The following is a 19,271-nucleotide window of genomic DNA, read 5'->3' as shown; positions in this document are numbered from 1 at the left end:
ATGTGCTCCGGGCCGGCATGCGCTTCTTATTTTGTATGCGATAATTGCATACATTAAGCACGCAATTCGATTCGGTAAAGAGGCGCTCCTAGTGTCCGCTAGGCGATGGGCGGCAGGTCCTCCGCAAGGGCGCCGTCGCGCACCAGAACGCGACCGCGACGGATGACGGTGCGCTTTGACGGCGTCAGGGCGACGGCTTCCGCAAGGGCGCGCGCCGGCACCAGCACGAGATCGCCGGCATTGCCTTCGCCAAAGCCGTAGCCTTCAAGGCCCATGGCTTCCGCGCCACCGAAGGTGCAGATGCGGGTGGTCTCGGCAAGGTCGGCGTCGTTGGTCATGCCGTTGCGCTGCGCGAGGTATTTCGCCCGCTCCAGCATGTCGCCATTGCCCCAGGGTTCCCAGGTGTTCTGGATGCCGTCCGAGCCGGAGGCGACCGTCAGGCCGCATTGCCGCATCAGGCGGAGGGGAAGGGCAGGCATTGCCGGGCTTCCGACCGTCAGCACGGCGATGCGCTCGGCAACCAGCGTCTCGATCAGTCCCTGTTGCCGTGCTGCATCCAGCATGCCCAGGCAATAGGCGTGGCTCACCATCACGCGGCCCTGCATCGAGAGCGCGCGGGTGCGCTCGATGATGAGTTCGAGGCAAAAGGCGCCGAGCTCGCCGAGCTCGTGCAGATGGATGTCGATCGGTTTTGAATGGCGGTCGGCAAGGGCGAAGATCGCGTCGATATGGCGGACGGGATCGCGGTCGATGGTGGCGGGATCGATGCCGCCGACAATGTCGGCGCCGGCCCGCATCGCCGCGTCCATCAACTCCAGGGTGCCCTCGCGCGGCAGCATGCCGCTTTGCGGAAAGGCAACGACCTGCACGTCCACGAGATCGCGCAGCGCCTCGCGGGTTTCGAGCACACCCTCGATATTGGCGATGCCGATTTCCGTGTCCACGTCGACATGGCTGCGGATGGCGAGCACGCCGAAGGGCAGCGTCTGCAGGATCTGGCGCGCGGACTGGCGGCGCGCGTCGATGCCGAGCGCGCGCTTGGCCTGACGGTCGGCAAGGATGCGGTGGTTGCGGGTCGGGCCGACGCGGTTCTCGTACCAGTCCATGCCGATCAAGGTCTTGTCGAGATGGGTATGCGCCTCGACGAGACCGGGCAGGGCGATGTATTCCGTGGCGTCGATCTCTTCCTTCGGCAGGACGCCGTCTCGCGTGTCGAAGCGGCCGTTGCGGATGACGAGGTCCACCGGGTCGCCGCCCATGGGACGGGCGTTGCGGACAAGAAGGTCTGCGGTCATTTTCGTCTCCTCAGGCGAGCCCGGCACGCTGCATGGCGAGGCGGAAGGCCCTTTCGGCGCGGTCGAGGATGGCGTTCTCGTCCTGGGCGACGAGCCTGCGCCCGCGCATCAGGATGCGGCCGTCGACGATGGTCGTGTCCACGTCCGCGCCGTTGGCAAAGCGTGCAAGGCGCTGCACCGGATCGACCGGCGGCCACAGATGCGGCTGGCGCATGTTGACGAGCAGGATATCGGCGCGCTTGCCGGTTTCGAGCGAACCGATCTCGTCTTCCATGGAAAGCGCCCGCGCACCCTCGATCGTCGCCATTTCGAGAAGGTCGAGCGGCGGCAGCACGGCGTCGTCCTGGAAATGACGGGCATGATAGCGGTGCGCCTGGAACATGTTGCGGAACATGTCGAAGGAGCGGTCGGGCGCGGCGGCATCGGTGCCGAGCGAGACAATGATGCCTTCGGCGCGCATTTCCGGCGCCGGGCAACGGGCGAAGACGGACATCAGCGCGCTCGGATTGTGCGCCACCTTGGCGCCGGTGCGCTTCAGCGCGGCAATGTCGGCCTCGGTGAGATCGACGCAATGGGCGAGCACCGAACGGCCGTCGAACAGTGCGAGTTTTTCGTCGTTGGCGGCAATCGACCCCTCGCGATGGCCATCCTGAACCAGCAGAACGTTCCTTTCCCGCGCCAATTGCCGTGCCTTGCGCGACAGATCGAGTACGGCGGCATCCTCCAGCTCCGCGGCGTTGAAGACCGGGAGGGAGACGGCGACCTGCACCCGGTCGTTCCGGCCGGCCCAGGCGTCGATCAGTGCAGCGCTGACGGCGAGCTGCGCTTGCGGCGAGACGGCGATCTCTTCATGGGAGCCGTCCCTGTAGGTGCGATAGACGCTCGCGGCCGCGGGGCGGTTGGGGCCGACGGCCAGCACTTCGCGCACGCCCATTTCGGCGATGGCGGCAAGATGCGCTTCGGCCGCCTCGGGCGCTTCGGTGCGCATGATGTCCGGCCCCCCGCCGAAGAGCAGGGCGGCCGTTGTCGTGCCGCACTTGATCCGCTCGGCCGCCGAAAGCGCGGCCTCGGCCGCCCAGAATTCCGGGTCGGTGGCCTCGGCATAGATGCGGCCGGTGATCGTCATCCAGTCCTCGGAATCGCCGCCGAGGCCCTTGGTCAGCATATGGCCGGCATGGGCATGCGTGTCGATGAGGCCCGGCATCACGACCATGCCGCGCGCGTCGATGCGCTCGGCCTCGGCCGGGGCGTTGAAAACACCGTCGCCGATTGCGGTTATCCGGCCGTTTTCCACCAGAACATAGCCCGTGTCGAGGATGCGCCGATCGGCATCCATGGTGACGATCGTGCCATTCTCGATCAGCAAGGTTTTCGTCATCGATCGCGTCTCCCGTCATGATTGCATACAATTTTCGCGCCATATGTGCACGAAATCTAATTACCCTATCTTGATATTGTGCGCACATTATGTACAGTCATATTGAAATAATCGTATGCAAAATTTCGGGAACACGCCATCAACTCGGGAGAATCCTTGTGAACACCTACATGAAGTCCCTTCTGGCGGGGCTTGCCATCCTGGCGCCGCTCTCTGCCCCGGCGCTTGCCGAAACGCTCCGGTGGTCCGCCTCCGGCGACGTCATTTCCTACGACCCGAACGCCCAGGTCGACAGCTTCACGCAGAGCGTCCAGCACATGGTCTTCGACCCGCTGGTCCGCCGCAACAAGGACCTCAAGCTCGAGCCGGCGCTTGCGACGTCCTGGGAGATCGTCGAGCCGACCCGCTGGCGCTTCAAGCTGCGCCAGGGTGTGACGTTCCATGAAGGCCAGCCCTTCAATGCCGACGACGTGGTGGCGACCATCCAGCGCCAGATCGATCCCGGCTCGCGCAACCGCGAAAACCTTTCCGCCGTCACCGGCGTCGAGAAGGTGGACGACTATACGGTCGACCTCATCCTGCGCGGCCCCTATCCGCTGCTCCTCAACGATCTTGCCGCCATCTACATCATGAGCAAGCCGTGGATGGCCGAGCACGATGCGCTGAAGCCGGGCAACACGGCGACCGGCGTCGTCACCTATGCCAGCAACCACGCCAACGGTACCGGCCCCTTCAAGCTGAAGAGCTACGAGCCGGATTCCCGCTCGGTCTTCGAGGTCAACAAGGACTGGTGGGACAAGCCGGAGCATAACCTGACGGAAGTCGAATTCCGCCCGATCGCCTCCGACGCCACGCGCGTCGCCGCGCTGCTGTCCGGCGAAGTCGACATGATCGCGCCCGTTCCGCTGCAGGACGTCGACCGAATCGCCTCCACCGATGGCCTGAAGGTCGTCGAGAACCCGTCGCTGCGCACCATCACGCTCGCCCTCAACTTCAAGAAGGAGCTGCACGCGGCTCCCGGCGTCGCCAATCCGATGCTGAACGTGAAGGTGCGTCAGGCGCTCTGGCACGCCATCGACCTCAACACGATCCAGAAGCGCCTGATGCGCGGCAAGTCGCGCGTCGCCGGCATGCTCGTCGCTCCGGCCGTCACCGGCTATGACGAAGCGATCGACAAGCCGCTGGACTACGATGTCGACAAGGCGAAAGCCCTCCTGACCGAAGCCGGCTACCCGGATGGCTTCAAGACCGGGCTTGCCTGCTCGAACGACCGCTACATTGCCGACGAACAGATCTGCCTTGCGATCTCCTCCATGTGGGCGAAGATCGGCGTGCAGGTCGATCTCGGCGTCGAGAGCAAGACGACCTACTTCCCGCGCATGGACAATGGCGAACTCGACGTCTACCTGCTCGGCTGGGCGTCGCTTCCGGCGATGGACGGCTACAGCGTGCTTCAGGCGCTGCTCGCCACCAATGACGGCACCTATGGCGGCTCCAACCCGAACGGCCTTTCCGATCCCCGCATCGACGCGCTCACCCGCTCGGCTTCGGTGGAACTGGACGAGACGAAGCGCGTGGACATGCTGAAGGACGCCTTCCGCATCACCCATGACGAGGCGCTGTTCATTCCGCTGCACCAGCAGCCGGTCGCCTGGGCCATGAGCAACAAGGTCGACATCCCGCAGTTCCCGGACGAATACGTTCGTCCGTGGTTCGCGAAGGTCAACAACTAACGGGTTTCTTCCCAAGATGCGGTCCCGGCAGGCGAAAGCAGGCCGGGACCGTTTGCAAACCGGCCCGATTCCTCGATGGGGAGGAGAATGCGGGAGCGTAACGGCCCGGTTTCCGCCCTTTGGGGCCCGCCGCTCCCACGCAAGGATTGTTCCGATGCTCAGACTTTTCTCGGTGCGGCTCTTCCAGGCCATCCTCGTGATGATCGCCGTGACCGCCATTGCCTTCGTCATGTTCCGCTTCGTCGGCGATCCCGTCGCCTCCATGGTGCGCGAGGGCGCAACACAGGCGGAAAAGGATGCCCTGCGTGTCGCGCTCGGCCTCGACAAGCCGATCCTCGTTCAATTCTTCGACTTTCTCGGCCAGGTGCTGACGGGCGATCTCGGCACGAGCTTCCGTTACCAGCAGCCGGTCGTCAGCCTGCTCATGAGCCGCCTTCCGGCGACGCTCGAACTGGTGATCGTCGCGACCTTCCTGGCGCTGGCTATCGGCATTCCGCTCGGCGTGCTCTGCGCGCTGAAGCCCAATTCCGTGCTGTCGCGGCTCACGCAGTCGGCGACGCTGATCGGCATTTCCATGCCCACCTTCGTCACGGGTCTGCTGCTCATCCTGGTCTTCGCCGTCAATCTGCGCTGGCTACCCTCGTCGGGCCGCGGCGATCTCGTCGATCTCGGCTTCTGGAAGACGGGCTTCCTGACGCTTTCGGGCCTCAAGTCGCTGATCCTGCCGTCGATCACGCTCGCGCTGTTCCAGCTCACCCTGATCATGCGGCTGGTGCGCTCGGAGATGATCGACGTGCTGTCGTCGGACTACATCCGCTTCGCCTTCGCCCGCGGGCTGCCGCGCACCTACATCTACGGCCGGCTCGCGCTGCGCAATGCGCTGATGCCCGTCGTCACCGTCACCGGCCTGCAGATCGGCCAGCTCATCGCCTTCGCCATCGTCACCGAAACGGTGTTCCAGTGGCCGGGCATGGGCCTGCTCTTCACCAATGCGGTCGGCTATCCCGACGTGCCGGTGCTGGCCGCTTACCTGCTCTTCGTCGGCTTCCTGTTCGTCATGATCAACATGGTCGTCGACATTCTCTACACCTTCATCGATCCGCGCCTGAGGACCCGATAATGGCCACGAAATCCCTGATGCGCCGGCTGCCGCCGGTTTCCGTCATGATCGCCGGCCTGGTGCTCGCCGTCATGCTCGTCCTCGTCGTCTTCGCGCCGCTGATCGCGCCGATGGACCCGCGCGACGTGTCGTCCTATTCGCTCATCGACATGGAAATTCCGCCGGCCTTCATGGATGGCGGCGATCCGCGCTTCCTGCTCGGCACCGACAACCAGGGCCGCGACCTCGTCTCGGTCATCCTGTTCGGGCTGCGCATCTCCGTCGTCATCGGCCTTGGCGCGGTGCTTTTCGCCGCCGCGCTCGGCGTCGTGCTCGGTCTTGTCGCCGGCTTCTTCGGCGGCATCGTCGATGGCATCGTCATGCGCATCGCCGATGTTCTGGTCAGCTTCCCGACCATTCTCGTGGCGCTCCTCATCAGCGGCATCGCCCGCGCGCAGCTCAGCGCCGATACGATGCTGACCTGGGCCCCGCTGGTGCTGATCTTCTCGATCGCCGTCAACGAATGGGTGCAATATGCCCGCACGGTGCGCGCCTCGACCATGGTGGAGGTCGCGCGCGACTATGTGCGCGCCGCCAAGGTCATCGGCCTGCCCTCGGGCCGCATCATGGGTCGGCACATCCTGCCGAACGTCATGAGCTCGGTCATGGTCATCGCCACGATCAACCTTGCCGGCGCGATCCTGACGGAAGCGACGCTGTCCTTCCTCGGTGCCGGCATGCCGCCGACCTATCCCTCGCTCGGCACGCTCATCCGCATCGGCAACCAGTTCCTGTTCTCCGGCCTCTGGTGGATCGCCGTCATGCCGGCGGCGGTGCTCGTCATCCTCGTGCTCGCCGTCAACGTGATCGGCGACTATTTGCGCGACCGCTTCAACCCGAAACTGATGGCCCGCTGAGATGACCGAAACAACGACCCCCGTTCTCGACATCCGCAAGCTGCGTGTCGAATATCCGCTGGCGAGCGGCGATACGCTCGTTGCCGTGAAGGACATCGATCTTCTCATCCGTCCCGGTGAAATCCATGCGCTGGTCGGCGAATCCGGCGCCGGCAAGACCACGGTCGGCAATGCGCTGATGGGTCTGCTGCAAGCCCCCGGCAAGATCGTCTCCGGCTCCATCGAGATCGCCGGCAAGCCGATCGACCTGCGCACCGGGCGCACCGAAGGCATCGTGCCCGGCCGCGATGTCGGCGCGATCTTCCAGGATCCGATGACGAGCCTCAACCCGCTCTTCACCGTGGAAAACCAGCTCTGCGAGGGCATGCTCGCCCATCTCAAGCTGTCCCGGTCGGATGCGAAGGCCCGTGCGCTGGAACTGATGAAGGCGGTCGGCATTCCCGAGCCGGAGCGCCGGCTTGGCAGCTATCCGCACCAGCTTTCCGGCGGCCAGCGCCAGCGCGTCGTCATCGCCACCGCGCTTGCCTGCAGCCCGCAGCTCATCGTCGCCGACGAGCCGACGACGGCGCTCGACGTGTCGGTGCAGGCGCAGATCCTCAAACTGATCCGCGACCTTGCCGATCAGCGCGGTGTCGGCGTGCTGCTCGTCACGCACAATATGGGCGTCGTCGCCGAGATCGCCGATCGCGTCACCATCATGCAGAACGGCTCCGTGGTGGAAAGCGGCTCGGCCCGCGACGTGCTGACCAATCCGCAGGCTCCCTATGCGCGCACCCTGATCGCGGCCGTGCCGCCGATCGAACATCGCCTCGAGCGCCTGCCGGTGCCGAGCGAGGAAACTGCGGTGACGCTGGACGCCCGTGCGACCGTGCGCCGCAAGAGCACGAAAAGCGAGACGGGCAACAAGGACGATGTCGTGCTTTCCGTGCGCGATCTCGCCGTGGAATATGGCGGCCGCTCGTTGATCCCCGGCCGCAAGGCGTCCGTCTTCAAGGCGGTCAAGGGCGTTTCCTTCGATGTCCGCCGCGGGGAGATCTTCGGTCTCGTCGGCGAGTCCGGCTGCGGCAAGACCACCGTCGCCAACACCATTGCCGGCCTCGTCACGCAAAGCTCCGGCAGCATCGATTTCCAGGGCACGGCGCTCGGTGCACGGCGCGAAAAGTCCGTTCGCCAGTCCTTGCAGATGGTGTTCCAGGATCCTTACTCCGCGCTCAACCCGCGCCTGCGCATCAATTCCGCCATTGCCGAGCCGATCCTGTTCTACAGGCTCGCCTCCAACGCGGACGAGGCCCGGCAGGATGCGAAGACGCTGCTCGAAGCCGTCGGTCTGCCGGCCGATGCGGGCGCGCGTTTCTCGCACGCCTTCTCCGGCGGCCAGCGCCAGCGCATCGCCATTGCCCGCGCGCTCGGACCGCGCCCGTCGCTGCTCATCTGCGACGAACCCACGTCGGCGCTCGACGTGTCGGTGCAGGCGCAGCTTCTCAACCTGCTGAAGGACCTGCGTGACCTTGCCGGCCTCTCCATGCTGTTCATCAGCCACGATCTCGCAGTGATCCGCCAGATGTGCGACCGGATCGCGGTGATGAAGTCGGGCGAGATCGTCGAGCTCGCGGACACCGAAACGCTCTTCACCGCGCCGAAGCACGACTATACCAAGGAGCTTCTGCGCCTCGCGCCCTCGCTCGACCGTATCCTGTCGCGGCAGACCGCCGCGCAATAGACCGGAGACCCGTCATGGCCGACATCCTCATCAAGAACGGCACCGTCATCGCCATCGATCCGGACCGCCGCATCATCGCCGATGGGGCGGTCGCCATCACGGACGACCGCATCGTCGCCATCGGCCCGACGGCGGAGGTGGAAGCGGCCCATCCGGCCGGCGAGGTGATCGATGCGCGCGGCATGGCGATCATGCCCGGCTTCGTGGATGCGCATGCCCATGCCGGCCATGGCCTGATCAAGACGCTCGGCGGGGGCAAGAGCGATCCGTGGTATCAGGCCTGCCGCGGCGCCTATACGGTCGGCTCCACGCCGGAATTCTGGTTTGCCGAGGCGCAGCTGGCCGCGCTCGAGCGCCTGCGCTTCGGCGTCACCACCGGTGTTTCGCTGCTTGGCGGCGGAGATTCCGTCATGCGCACGGACGAACCGGTCTATGGCGATGCCCATATGGAGGGCGTGCTCGGCATCGGCACACGCTCGGTGGTCGCCGTCGGCACGACGCGCCCGCCACACCCGCTGACCTATGCCCGCTGGAACGGCGAAATGCGCACCGACTATCCCGTTTCCTTCGAGCAGCAGTTCGCCACCTGCAAGACCCTCGTCGACCGGTGGCACGGCAGCCACGCCGGCCGCCTGCATGTCGCGTTGCTGACGCCGACGCTGCACCGTGGCTACCAGGACGTCGCCGGCGCCAAGGAGGCCGTCGCGCAGTCGCGCGCGGTCAAGCAGTTCGCGGATGAGCGTGGCCTCGTCTTCACGCAGGACGGCCACACGAAGGGCAGCGTCCGCATCGCGAAGGATGTCGGCATTCTCGGCCCGCGTACCCTGCTGTCCCATGCGACGGGGCTCGATGAGGAAGAGATAGCGATCTGCGCCGAGACGGGCACCAGCATCGTGCACAATCCGAGTGCCGTCGCGGCCATTCTCGCGCGCTGCCCGGTGCCGGAGCTGATCGACGCCGGTGTCACCGTCGCCATCGGCTCGGATGCGACCGCGCCGGACCGCTCGGCGGACATGTTCCGCCACATGCAGCAATGCATGCACTATCACCGCACCCACTTCCACGATCCGAGCTGGCTGCCGCCCGGCAAGGCGCTGGAAATGTGCACCATCGACGCGGCCCGCGTGCTCGGCCTCGAAAACGAGGTCGGTTCGCTGGAACCGGGCAAGAAGGCGGATGTCATTCTCGTCGACCTGCGCCGCCCGCATCTCTATCCCGCGCATATGCCGGAGTTCCGCGTCACCTATTTCGCCAACGGCAACGATGTGCATACCGTGCTCGTCGGTGGCAAGGTGCTGCTGCGCGACCGCCAGCCGGTGCATGTGAACCAGGATGCCGTGCTTGACGCTGCCCAGCGCGAGGCCGAGCTGATGATCGACCGGCTCGGCCTTCGGTATGCGCTGGAAACGCCGCGCATGTTCTGGCGGCACAGCCGCGACCTCGACGTCATCGAATAAACCGAAATTCCATTGCGAAGACTGGATACGATCATGACCCTTTCCGACCTTGCCCTCGGCCGCCGCCCGGAAGGCCGCACCGCTCTTTCCGCCCGCTGGATCGTCGCCCATGAAAATGGCCGCCATCGGCTTCTGACCGATGGCGAGATCGTCATCGAGGGGCAGGATGTCATCTATGTCGGTCCGCGTTTCCCCGGCGAGGTCGCCCGCCGCATCGATCTCGGCGACATGCTGATCTCGCCCGGCTTCGTCGATCTCGACGCGCTTTCCGACCTCGACACCACGGTGCTCACCATCGACTACGGTCCGGGCTGGGCGACGGGCCGTGTCTGGCCGCGCAGCTATGTCGATCGTGGCCCGTACGAGATGTACACGCCGGAGCAGCTCGTCTTCCAGAAGCGCTTCGCCTTCGCGCAATTGCTCCTGAACGGCATCACCTCGGCGCTGCCGATCGCCTCGCTGTTCTATCGCGAATGGGCGGAGACCGTCGCCGAGTTCGAGGGCGCGGCGGATGCCGCGGGCGATCTCGGCCTTCGCGTCTGGCTCGGCCCGGCCTACCGTTCGGGCGGCATGGTCTGTGAAGCGCCGGGCGAGCTTCAGCCGGTCTTCGACGAAGCGCGCGGCCTCAAGGGGCTCGAGGATGCCATCGACTTTGCCGACCGTATCGCCGGGCGGCACGAAGGCCTGGTCCAGGGCATGCTCGCGCCGGACCGGGTGGAAACCTCGACGCTGGCGCTGCTCCAGCGCACCATGGCCGCCTCCGCCGAAATGAAGCTGCCGGTGCGTCTGCACATGGCGCAGGGCCAGATGGAACGCAAGACCGTCGCGCGCCTGCATGGCACGACGGCGCCGCAATGGATGGCCAGCCATGGCCTTCTCAATGAACGGCTGATCGCGCCGCATGCGGTGCTGGCCGAGCCGGAAGACCTCGATCTCTACGCCCGGCATGGCGTCACCATCGCTCATTGCCCGCTGGTCTTTGCCCGCGGCGGCGAATATCTCGATTCCTTCCGCCGGTGCCGCGATCTCGGCATCCGCATCGGCATGGGCACGGACACGACCCCGCCGGACATGGTGCTGAACATGGCCGTCGCGCTGATGACGGGTCGCATTGCTTCGGGCGAGACGGGCCTTTCTACGGCGGAAGTCTTCGACGCGGCGACGCTCGGCGGCGCCGATGCGCTGGGCCGTACCGATATCGGCCGCCTGCAGGCAGGCTCCAAGGCCGACATCGCGATCTTCGACCTCTCCGACCCGCGTTTCGCTCCGACGGTCGATCCGGTCCAGTCGCTGATCTTCGGCGCCAGCGGCCGGGTAACGCGTGCGGTCTTCGTCGACGGGCGGCTTTCCATGCGCGACGGCGAGGTCGCCGGCATCGATATCAAGGCGGCGCGGAAAGAGGCGCAGGCGCAGTTCGAGGGGCTTCTGGCGAAGTATCCCGAGCGGACCTGGGGACATCCCTCCATGGAAACCATGTTCCCGCCGACCTATCCGCACCTCACGGCCGACTGAGGATTTGCGAACGGACGGTCAGGCCAGCGTGAAATGACGTTGTGCTCCCTGCGCCTGCCCTGCGGCAGGCGTGTTGTGGAGCAGGCTGCCATAGATGCGCAACAGGCCGTCCACCCAGTCCGACTGGGTATTGGCGAGCTTCATGCCATTGGCGAAGGTCTTCTGGCTCATCCGGCGCATGTCCTCGACGGGCATGTCGGCCATGGCGCGCAGGGCCGCGGCAAATGCCGCACTGTCCTGGGTGTTGCAGGCAAGGCCCATGCCGCGTGCGACGATCTCGTCCGCCAGGAAGGCCATCTCGGTGAGGATGATCGGCACGCCGCTGGCTGCGGCTTCCGCCGCCACGAGGCCGAAGGGTTCGGGCAGGCGCGAGGGGATGACCAGCCCGCGGGCATGGCGGATCAGGCCGCCGATCTCGCGCTGTTCGCGCCAGCCGTGGAAGGACATTTCCGGATACTGCGCCTGCAATTCGGCGCGCATCGGTCCGTCGCCGATGATTTCCAGCGGCACGCCGGCAAGCCGCGCGGCGGCAAGCGCATCCTGCGCGCCCTTTTCCTGCTCCAGCCGGCCGATGAAGAAGAAGCTCCGGTTGCGTTCGGCGGGAATGCGTTCGGCAATGAAGGGGAGGGCCGGGTTGCGAACGGCCTGCAGGAGCCCTGCGTCATAGCCGGCGCGCACGAAGCCTTCGATCATCTTTTCATGGATGAGGACGATCCTGCCCCAGGGCACATCCTGGCCCATCGCGGCCCGGAGCCGCACCTGACGGGCGACCCGCCAGAGCTTGTGCGCATAGGCGCGCCGATCGCAATTCGTTGCAAGGCAACTGCCGCCGAGCGGAACGCGCGTGCATCGCGCCTCGCGGCGATAGTCCATATAGGCGCCATTGGGACAGGCGTGGAAGAAATCATGCGCATGGATGGCCGTACGCTCGGCCACCCGGCGCAGCGGCACAAAGATGGCGGGCGAGAGGATCTGCGACCAGACATGCACGTGATAGACGGTGCCGGGCGTATCGTTGCGTGCGATCCAGTCGGAAAGCAGGGCGCTGGCAGAGCGATTGTCGATGCCGTTGATCGCGGTCCTCAGCGGATTGCCGCCGAGCAGCGCCTTCTGCCCGAGCCGCACCAGATCGACGCCCAGTTCATCGAAGATGGAATTGTCGTTGTCGTCGCCGACGATCATCGTGACGGGAATATTGCGGGCGCGCAGCAGCCGCAGCAGCAGCAGGACAAGGGTCGTCGCACCGCCGCGTGCGATGGAAAAGTCGTTGATGAGAACGACACGGGATATCGGCGGCACGGCTTTCATCAATGCTCCAGCTGGGGAAGGCCGTTCATGGCCTGCCATATCCAACAATAGCGCCCCTTGGTTGTTCAATGGTTTTTTTCATATCGTCAATAATGTCCGTCCGTCGCACGTGCCATGCCTGCTCGTTTCGTCGTAGCGACTGAACATTTACGGAATGAAAGCGCCGGCGCACATCACCTCATCACGGTGAGACAGAATTGCATTTCTCTATTTTTCACCTGAAAAACTTTGGACAAACGGCGCGTTGCGCCGTTTGTCTCTAGAGTTCTTCCAGCGTATCGCCGAAGCGCTCGATGCCGCGCAGGCGGGTCCTGCCGGCCGCGCCGGCCCGTTCGATCGCCCGCGTCGCCAGCAGGTGGCACACGGCCATCACGGAAACGTGATTGAAAAGCGGTCCCGGCGCGAGCGTGTGACAGCGGAAATGCCAGGTTGCAGAGGCCCGGTGCGTCACGCCTTCGTCCGTAAGGTAGAGCAGGCTGGCGCCGCTCTTCTCGATGGCGGCGAGAATGGCGTCCATCTGCGCGACGCGCCGGCGCAGGCCGAAGACGATCGCCACGTCCCTGTCCGTCACGCTCACCAGATGTTCGCCGAGCGTCTGGCCCGCGCCGGGGATGGCGACGATGTTCTCCACCACCTGGGTCATCTGCCATTGCAGGTAGTCGGCAAAGGGGTGGCTGCTGCGAAAGCCGATCACCCAGGTCTTGCGCGCGTTGAGGATGGCGTCGGCCACCTCGTCCACCTGCGCGTCGGTAATCGTCGAAAAGGTCCCTTCGAGATTGGCGACGCCCTGGGCGATGTGCGCCGTCACCGATTGGGCCGCGGCGGCATCCGCCGATGTCGTGAGAAAGAGGCGTGAGCCGGTCTGCCGCTCGTCGCGCGCATGGCGGCGCGCCTCCTCGTAGTTTTCATAGCCAAGGCGGCGGACGAAGCGGGTGACGGTGGCGTTGGAGACCTGGGCGAGTTTGGCAAGCTCGGAGGCGGAGTAGCTGGCAAGTTCCCCCGGGAAGTCGCAGACGAAATCGCCGAGCCGCCGTTCGGCCGGATGCAGGCCGTCGAGCGCATCGCGCACGCGGAACAGAAACGAACGATCCGTGGAACCCATCTCGGCTACCTCTCCCATCACGAAACCAGCTTGTAGCGGACTTGCCGGACTTCGCAAGAACGCCGCGCTTTCGGCCGATCAACAAGCTTCTTGAAAAACATATTTCTTAGATGTAGTATATGAAAATTGATTTTCACGCTGATGCCAAAGAGGAGGAGACTATGGCAGCAGAAGGCATGGTACAGTCCGGCAAATCATCGCCGGTCATTCGCCAACTGGAGGGCGCGCTGACCCGCATCGGGGTCACGGGCGCACACAAGCAGATCATCGCGCTGGTTCTGATCGGTTGCCTGTTCGACAGTTTCGAGCAGAACACGATCGGCGTGTCCGGCCCGCTCCTGAAGGAGCACTGGGGCCTGACCGGTACGGATATCGGCTTCCTGAACACGATCACCTTCGGCAGCGCGGCCATCGGCCGTCTGCTGTCGGGCATTCTCGGCGACCGCTATGGCCGCCGCGTCATGCTCACCATCAATCTCTTGCTGTTCTCGCTGGGTTCGGCAGCCTGCGCGCTTGCACCGGATTTCATGTTCCTGTGCATCGCGCGCGCCATCGTCGGCTTCGGCGTCGGCGGCGAGATCTCGACGGCCGTCACCATGCTGTCGGAGTTCTGCTCGCCGAAGTTCCGCGGCACGGCCGCGGGTCTCGTCAATGTGGGCGCGGGCGGCTTCGGCAACTTCCTTGCCCCCGTCTACGGCCTGATGATCTTCACCCTGTTCCCAGGTGAGGATAGCTGGCGCTGGCTCTTTGCCTCCCTCGCGCTTCCCGCCCTTCTCGTCGTCTTCTATCGCCGTTACGTGCCGGAGACACCGCGCTTCCTTGCTTCGCAAGGGCGGATCGACGAGGCGAACAAGGTGCTGTCGGTGCTGGAATCCGGCTCGCTGAAACCCCGCAATCTCGTGGTGCGCGAATACCTCTCCAAGGATCAGGAGCAGGATGCACCGCGCGCCAAGGGCGCCTGGAAGGAGCTCTTCCGCGCTCCGTTCCTCGGCCGCATCGTTCCGGTGTCGATCGCCATCCTGATGAGCTACGGCGCCCAGCTCTCCGTGCTCACGCTGATGCCGGTCATCTTCGTGTCCATGGGCCACACCCTGCAGGGCAGCCTTCTCTACAGCATGATCATCCAGAGCGGCAGCGTTCTCGGCGCCATCGCGGCCTCGATGTTCGGTTACTACTTCCCCCGCAAGCGGGTGCTGACGGTCGGCGCGATCTGCGCATGCCTTGCGGCGCTTTCCATCATGCAGTTCGGCACCACCATCTATCTGGTGCTGTTCTTCGGCGCACTGTTCCAGTTCTTCGTGCTCTTGCTCAACACCTCGATCTGGATCTACGCGCCGGAACTCTTCCCGACCCGCATCCGCGCCTTCGGCGTCGCCTTCATCCTGGCGACGGGCTCGGCCGCCGGCTCGTTCGTTCCGACCATCTCGGGTGCCTTGTTCGATAGCTACGGCATGGCCGGCGTCTTCGGCCTCGCGGCCAGCATGTACGCCATCTTCGCCGTCTGCATCCGCCTCGGGCCGGAAACCTATGGCCGGTCGATGGAAGACCTGACGCAGCCGGCCGACGTCATCGGCACCTCCGAGGAGCCGGTGCTGCAACCCGCAAAAGCAGGAGCTTGAACCAGGCATGACCCCGCACATCCTGTTGATCAATCCCAACAGTTCGCAGGCCACGAGCGACATGATGCACGCCATCGCCGTGCGCTCGGCAGCTGGCCGGCTGGCGGTGGAAACCGTCACCGCCAGCCGCAGCCCCGGCATGATCGTCACGCCTGAGCAGCTGGTGGCCGCAGCGCCCCAGGTGGTCGAGCTCGGGGCGGCGCATCGCGGAACGTGTGCGGGGATCATCGTCAGTGCCTTCGGCGATCCCGGCCTTGCCGAACTCCGGCGCAAGGTCGCAATCCCGGTCGTCGGCATCTGCGAGGCTTCGATGATCGAGGCCTCGCAGGGCGGCCGCCGGTTCGCCGTCGCGACGTCCACGCCCGACCTCGTCGAGGCGATCGACCAGCGGGCGCACGATCTCGGTCTTGCCCATCTCTATGCGGGCATCCGCTGTACGCAAGGCGATCCGGTGGCGCTCGCCGCCGATCCGGCGCTTCTCATCGAGGCGCTGGCCGGTGCGGTGCGTCAATGCATCGAGCAGGATGGGGCCGAAGCGGTCATCATCGGCGGCGGTCCGCTCGGCGAAGCCGCCGAGCAACTGCGGCTGATCTTCGATACGCCCGTGCTGGGACCCATTCCCTGCGCGGTCGAGCGGATCATCGGGCTTATCGGGCAGGCCACCACGGTTTCTCAGGCCGTGTGATGTGATTTCCCGAACGCTTGCCGCGCTTCGGCGCGGCAAGCTTTTATATGGCGCCGAGATCGGCGTAGCTGTCATGCAGCGCCCGGTCGCCGGGGCTGAAACGGTCGCCGGCGAAATTGTGCTGGTGCCAATAGGGATAGATGTAGGGCGGGCGGCTGACCGTGTTCAGCCTGTCCAGTTCGTCCCCGGTGAGCTTGAGGTCGACCGCCGCGATGTTGTCGCGAAACTGCTCTTCGCTGAGACCGCCGACCACGAGGCTCGATATTGCGGGGCGCGACAGCGTCCAGGCCAGCGAGACCTGCGCCACCGTGACGCCGCGTTCCCGGGCAATGGCCTCAAGCGTATCGACAATGGTCCACAGCCGCTCCTGGTCGCGGATCGGCGGTTCGCTCCAGCCGGCGGCCTGGCGAGACTCCGCCGGCGCCCTGTCGCGCCCGAACGCGCCCGACAGGAGGCCCGCTGCGAGCGGGCTCCAGACCATGACGCCAAGCCCCTGGTCGACGGAGATCGGCAGCAGCTCATATTCGGCTTCGCGCGCCTCGAGCGTGTAATGGATCTGCTGGGTCACGAAACGCGGCAGGTTCTTCGCCTCGGCGACGCCGAGCGCCTTCATGATGTGCCAGCCGGAATAGTTCGAGCAGCCGATATAGCGGATCTTGCCCTGCTGGCGCAGTGTATCGAGCGCGCCGAGCATTTCCTCCACCGGCGTCACGCCATCCCATTCGTGCATGAAGTAGATGTCGATATGGTCGGTCTTCAGCCGCTTGAGGCTCGCCTCGCATTCGCGGATGAGGTGATGGCGCGAGACGCCCTCGTCGTTCGGCCCGTCGCCGATACGCATGCGGGCCTTCGAGGAGATCAGCACCTTCTCGCGCTTTGCCCCGAGCGCTTCGCCAAGGATCTCCTCCGAGCGGCCGAGCGAATACATGTTGGCCGTGTCGAAGAGGTTGACGCCGCCGTCGATGCATCCGTCGATCAGGCGGCGGGCCTCGGCGACGCCCTGGTTCGCGACGCGCGAAAAGGCGCCGAGGCCGCCGAAGGAGAAGGTGCCCATGGCGATGGCCGAAACTTTCAGGCCCGTGCGGCCGAGCGTTCTGTATTCCATGGTCTTTCTCCCTGAAGCTATTGCGCGGGTTGCCGCATCGTGCGGGACGGGCGCTCGCGCGTGGTCTTCGATGTGCCGTGCTCGTGGCTGGCGCGCAGCACGAGGTCCGCGCCGACGAGGATCTTGACCGGCGGTTGCGGTTCGGCGGCGGCGATGAGGTCGTCGAGCACGGTGACGGCGAGATATCCGATCTTGCGTTTCGACACGTCGATGGTCGTCAGGCCCGGTTCCATGGTCGCGCTCTGCGGCAGGTTGTCGAAGCCGATGATCGAGACGTCCTCGGGAATGGACACGCCATGCTCGCGCAGCGCCCGGATGAAGCCGTAGGCGATGATGTCGTTGGTGCAGAAGTAGCATTCGGCAAGGTCGAGCCCGGTCGAAAGCAGCGCGCGCGTGTCGAGATAGGCGCCGTCATAAGTCGATTCCACCGACAGGATATCGGCCTCGTTCACGGGCAGGCCGAGCCGCGCCATGTTCTTGAAGAAGGCTTCGCGGCGCAGGCGGAAATTGGTCGTGTCGACATGGGAGGCGACGAAGCCGATGCGCTGGAAGCCCTGCATGCGGAAGCGCGAGAGCACCTTGTAGACGGCGTCCTCGTTGTTCATGTCGACGAAATTGGCGTCGAGCACGTCGTAGAACGTGTCGATGAAGACCGTGGGCAGGCCGAGGCCCTGGATGAGGCGGATATCGGCCTCAGTCAGTTCGGTGCCGAGCGCGATGACGCCCGAGATCGGCGCGCCGGCGAGCGACTCGGCCACCGTGCTGATCGGCTGGCCCTCGAAGCTCACCACTTCCAGCGTATAGTTGCGCCGCGTCGCTTCGGCCGACATGCCGTCGATGTAGTCGGAGATGAAGACGCTGTGGTCGCGGTTCACGGTATGGCCGTGCTTGGCGATCTTCAGGAAGCGCAGCGTCTCGCCGGGCTCCGTGCTGCGCGTCGCCCGCGGCACGTAGTTGAGGCTTGCCACCGCCTCCAGCACCCGCGCCCGCGTCACGCCGGAAATCTCCCCCTTGCCGTTCAGCACGAGCGAGACCGTGGCGGGCGATACGCCCGCCGCCTCGGCGATGTCCCTGATGGTCAGTTTTCCCGGTTTCTTCATGCGGCGGTCAGGGGCCTTTTTATGCTGCAACTGCGAACAAGTTTACTAAACGATTTAGGCAATCTTCGTGAGACCTAGGGCAATTTGACGCCTTTCGCAACCGATATGGCGCGCAAAACGGGGCTTGTCAGCGCAAATTTCCTTTGCTAGCGTTTTAGTGAAGCTGAAATTTGTTTAGTAAACAAGTGGGAGGAGATCATGCAGAAAACCGGCGGACAGCTGGCGATGCTGCTTGTCATAAACGGCCTTTTGCTTGTCGCGGGCGCTCTCATCTCCGGCACGTTCCTTTCCGTTTTCAATCTCCAGTCCATGGCGAGCCAGGTGCCGGAAATCGGTCTTCTGGCCATCGGGGTCATGCTGGCCATGTGCGCGGGCAACGGCGGCATCGACCTCTCGGGCATCGCGCTCGCCAATCTCTCGGGCGTGCTCTCCGCCGTCATCGTCTCGTCCTTCCTGTCGGCCGCCGACAGCGGGACGGCCTTCAGTCTCGCCTTCATCGCGGGCGCGCTCCTCATCGGTCTTGCCGGCGGCGTCATCAACGGCCTCCTCATCTCGCGGCTGAACATCACGCCGATCCTCTGCACGCTCGGCACGCAGATGGCCTTCATGGGGCTCGCGGTCGTGGTCTCGGGCGGCAAGGCCGTGACGGTCGGCAGCCCGGCGCTGCTGTCCAGCATCGGCAACGACATGATCGCCGCCGTGCCGATCGGCTTCCTCGTCTTCGTGCTGGTCGCGGGCCTCATCGCCGCGCTGCTGAAGTTCACGCCCTATGGCCTGTGGCTGATGCTGATGGGCACCAATCCCAAGGCGGCCGTCTATGCAGGCTTCCCGAAGAATGGCGTGATCGTCGCCACCTATGCGATCTCGGGCACGCTGTCGGGTCTCGTCGGCGTCATCATCGCCGCGCGCAATGTCAACGTGAAGTTCGACTACGGCAGCTCCTACCTGCTGATCGCCATCCTCATCGCCGTGATGGCCGGCGTGAAGCCGGAGGGCGGCTACGGGCGCGTCGTCTGCGTCGTGCTTTCCGCCATCGCCCTGCAGCTCATGTCGAGCCTGCTCAATTTCGGCGGCCTTTCCAATTTCGTGCGCGATTTCGCCTGGGGCCTGCTGCTGCTCACGTTCCTGGCCGTCGGCCGCTACGACATCGCTGGCTTCCTGTCGCCGGGTCGCCGCTCGCAAACCCCTTCGGTGCCTGTCCCTCAAACGCCGAAGTGAAACAGGAGGGAAAATTCGTGGAG

At 65.1% G+C, this 19,271-nt stretch carries 15 protein-coding genes; 9 read left to right on the top strand and 6 right to left on the bottom strand.

What is annotated here, in order from left to right:
• Positions 1 to 98 precede the first annotated feature (98 nt).
• Positions 99 to 1,295 carry an amidohydrolase gene (locus V8U06_RS18475; RefSeq protein ID WP_427141915.1) on the bottom strand — a complete coding sequence of 399 codons (1,197 nt, stop codon included), beginning with the start codon at positions 1,293 to 1,295 and terminating at the stop codon, positions 99 to 101.
• Between the two features lie 10 nt (positions 1,296 to 1,305).
• The gene (locus V8U06_RS18470) at positions 1,306 to 2,673 is read right to left on the bottom strand and encodes an amidohydrolase family protein (protein WP_427141914.1); all 1,368 of its coding nucleotides are present in this window, start codon (positions 2,671 to 2,673) and stop codon (positions 1,306 to 1,308) included.
• Positions 2,674 to 2,831: 158 nt separating this feature from the next.
• On the opposite strand from V8U06_RS18470, the gene V8U06_RS18465 reads away from it, so the two are divergent.
• From V8U06_RS18465 to V8U06_RS18440, 6 genes are all read left to right on the top strand, one after another.
• On the top strand, positions 2,832 to 4,406 hold the full coding sequence (locus V8U06_RS18465) for an ABC transporter substrate-binding protein (RefSeq protein ID WP_427141913.1): 1,575 nt from the start codon (positions 2,832 to 2,834) through the stop codon (positions 4,404 to 4,406).
• Positions 4,407 to 4,560: 154 nt separating this feature from the next.
• A complete protein-coding gene (locus V8U06_RS18460; RefSeq protein ID WP_427141912.1) occupies positions 4,561 to 5,526 on the top strand; it encodes an ABC transporter permease in 966 nt (321 codons plus the stop codon).
• Positions 5,526 to 6,422 (top strand): ABC transporter permease, encoded by an 897-nt coding sequence (locus tag V8U06_RS18455; protein WP_226917680.1) that lies wholly within the window; start codon positions 5,526 to 5,528, stop codon positions 6,420 to 6,422. The genes V8U06_RS18460 and V8U06_RS18455 overlap by 1 nt, the downstream gene beginning before the upstream one ends.
• 1 nt (position 6,423) lies before the next feature.
• Entirely contained in the window at positions 6,424 to 8,142 is a 1,719-nt protein-coding gene (locus tag V8U06_RS18450) for a dipeptide ABC transporter ATP-binding protein (RefSeq protein WP_427141911.1), read from the top strand.
• A 14-nt stretch (positions 8,143 to 8,156) separates the two neighbouring features.
• A complete protein-coding gene (locus V8U06_RS18445) occupies positions 8,157 to 9,599 on the top strand; it encodes an amidohydrolase family protein (RefSeq protein ID WP_427141910.1) in 1,443 nt (480 codons plus the stop codon).
• 33 nt (positions 9,600 to 9,632) lie between these two features.
• Complete coding sequence (locus V8U06_RS18440) at positions 9,633 to 11,111, top strand: amidohydrolase family protein (protein WP_427141909.1); 1,479 nt, start codon at positions 9,633 to 9,635, stop codon at positions 11,109 to 11,111.
• 18 nt (positions 11,112 to 11,129) lie between these two features.
• Here V8U06_RS18440 and V8U06_RS18435 read toward each other — a convergent pair whose 3' ends face one another.
• Both V8U06_RS18435 and V8U06_RS18430 read right to left on the bottom strand, forming a co-directional pair.
• On the bottom strand, positions 11,130 to 12,419 hold the full coding sequence (locus V8U06_RS18435) for a glycosyltransferase (protein WP_427141908.1): 1,290 nt from the start codon (positions 12,417 to 12,419) through the stop codon (positions 11,130 to 11,132).
• 259 nt (positions 12,420 to 12,678) lie between these two features.
• Positions 12,679 to 13,521: a MurR/RpiR family transcriptional regulator gene (locus V8U06_RS18430; protein WP_427141907.1), complete on the bottom strand. Its 843-nt coding sequence runs from the start codon at positions 13,519 to 13,521 to the stop codon at positions 12,679 to 12,681.
• Positions 13,522 to 13,682: 161 nt separating this feature from the next.
• On the opposite strand from V8U06_RS18430, the gene V8U06_RS18425 reads away from it, so the two are divergent.
• Both V8U06_RS18425 and V8U06_RS18420 read left to right on the top strand, forming a co-directional pair.
• Positions 13,683 to 15,140, top strand: a complete 1,458-nt coding sequence (locus V8U06_RS18425) for an MFS transporter (protein WP_427141906.1) — start codon at positions 13,683 to 13,685, stop codon at positions 15,138 to 15,140.
• A gap of 7 nt (positions 15,141 to 15,147) precedes the next feature.
• Positions 15,148 to 15,825, top strand: a complete 678-nt coding sequence (locus V8U06_RS18420; RefSeq protein ID WP_427141905.1) for an aspartate/glutamate racemase family protein — start codon at positions 15,148 to 15,150, stop codon at positions 15,823 to 15,825.
• Between the two features lie 43 nt (positions 15,826 to 15,868).
• On the opposite strand, the gene V8U06_RS18415 is transcribed toward V8U06_RS18420, so the two are convergent.
• Both V8U06_RS18415 and V8U06_RS18410 read right to left on the bottom strand, forming a co-directional pair.
• On the bottom strand, positions 15,869 to 16,930 hold the full coding sequence (locus V8U06_RS18415; protein ID WP_427141904.1) for an aldo/keto reductase: 1,062 nt from the start codon (positions 16,928 to 16,930) through the stop codon (positions 15,869 to 15,871).
• Positions 16,931 to 16,947: 17 nt separating this feature from the next.
• Positions 16,948 to 18,030: a LacI family DNA-binding transcriptional regulator gene (locus V8U06_RS18410; RefSeq protein WP_427141903.1), complete on the bottom strand. Its 1,083-nt coding sequence runs from the start codon at positions 18,028 to 18,030 to the stop codon at positions 16,948 to 16,950.
• Positions 18,031 to 18,228: 198 nt separating this feature from the next.
• Between V8U06_RS18410 and V8U06_RS18405 the strand changes: the two genes are divergently transcribed.
• The gene (locus tag V8U06_RS18405) at positions 18,229 to 19,248 is read left to right on the top strand and encodes an ABC transporter permease (protein ID WP_427141902.1); all 1,020 of its coding nucleotides are present in this window, start codon (positions 18,229 to 18,231) and stop codon (positions 19,246 to 19,248) included.
• The last annotated feature ends 23 nt before the right edge of the window (positions 19,249 to 19,271 follow it).

The sequence above is a fragment of the Shinella sp. G-2 genome (assembly GCF_050172695.1).
In the GTDB taxonomy this organism is placed as follows: domain Bacteria; phylum Pseudomonadota; class Alphaproteobacteria; order Rhizobiales; family Rhizobiaceae; genus Shinella.
This window is presented reverse-complemented; position numbering and strand designations above follow the sequence as displayed.

Coding starts and splice junctions, on each gene's coding strand:
- V8U06_RS18475 (WP_427141915.1), bottom strand. CDS start 1,295: ATGACCGCAGACCTTCTTGTCCGCAACGCCCGTCCCATGGGCGGCGAC.
- V8U06_RS18470 (WP_427141914.1), bottom strand. CDS start 2,673: ATGACGAAAACCTTGCTGATCGAGAATGGCACGATCGTCACCATGGAT.
- V8U06_RS18460 (WP_427141912.1), top strand. CDS start 4,561: ATGCTCAGACTTTTCTCGGTGCGGCTCTTCCAGGCCATCCTCGTGATG.
- V8U06_RS18455 (WP_226917680.1), top strand. CDS start 5,526: ATGGCCACGAAATCCCTGATGCGCCGGCTGCCGCCGGTTTCCGTCATG.
- V8U06_RS18450 (WP_427141911.1), top strand. CDS start 6,424: ATGACCGAAACAACGACCCCCGTTCTCGACATCCGCAAGCTGCGTGTC.
- V8U06_RS18445 (WP_427141910.1), top strand. CDS start 8,157: ATGGCCGACATCCTCATCAAGAACGGCACCGTCATCGCCATCGATCCG.
- V8U06_RS18440 (WP_427141909.1), top strand. CDS start 9,633: ATGACCCTTTCCGACCTTGCCCTCGGCCGCCGCCCGGAAGGCCGCACC.
- V8U06_RS18435 (WP_427141908.1), bottom strand. CDS start 12,419: ATGAAAGCCGTGCCGCCGATATCCCGTGTCGTTCTCATCAACGACTTT.
- V8U06_RS18430 (WP_427141907.1), bottom strand. CDS start 13,521: ATGGGTTCCACGGATCGTTCGTTTCTGTTCCGCGTGCGCGATGCGCTC.
- V8U06_RS18425 (WP_427141906.1), top strand. CDS start 13,683: ATGGCAGCAGAAGGCATGGTACAGTCCGGCAAATCATCGCCGGTCATT.
- V8U06_RS18420 (WP_427141905.1), top strand. CDS start 15,148: ATGACCCCGCACATCCTGTTGATCAATCCCAACAGTTCGCAGGCCACG.
- V8U06_RS18415 (WP_427141904.1), bottom strand. CDS start 16,930: ATGGAATACAGAACGCTCGGCCGCACGGGCCTGAAAGTTTCGGCCATC.
- V8U06_RS18410 (WP_427141903.1), bottom strand. CDS start 18,030: ATGAAGAAACCGGGAAAACTGACCATCAGGGACATCGCCGAGGCGGCG.
- V8U06_RS18405 (WP_427141902.1), top strand. CDS start 18,229: ATGCAGAAAACCGGCGGACAGCTGGCGATGCTGCTTGTCATAAACGGC.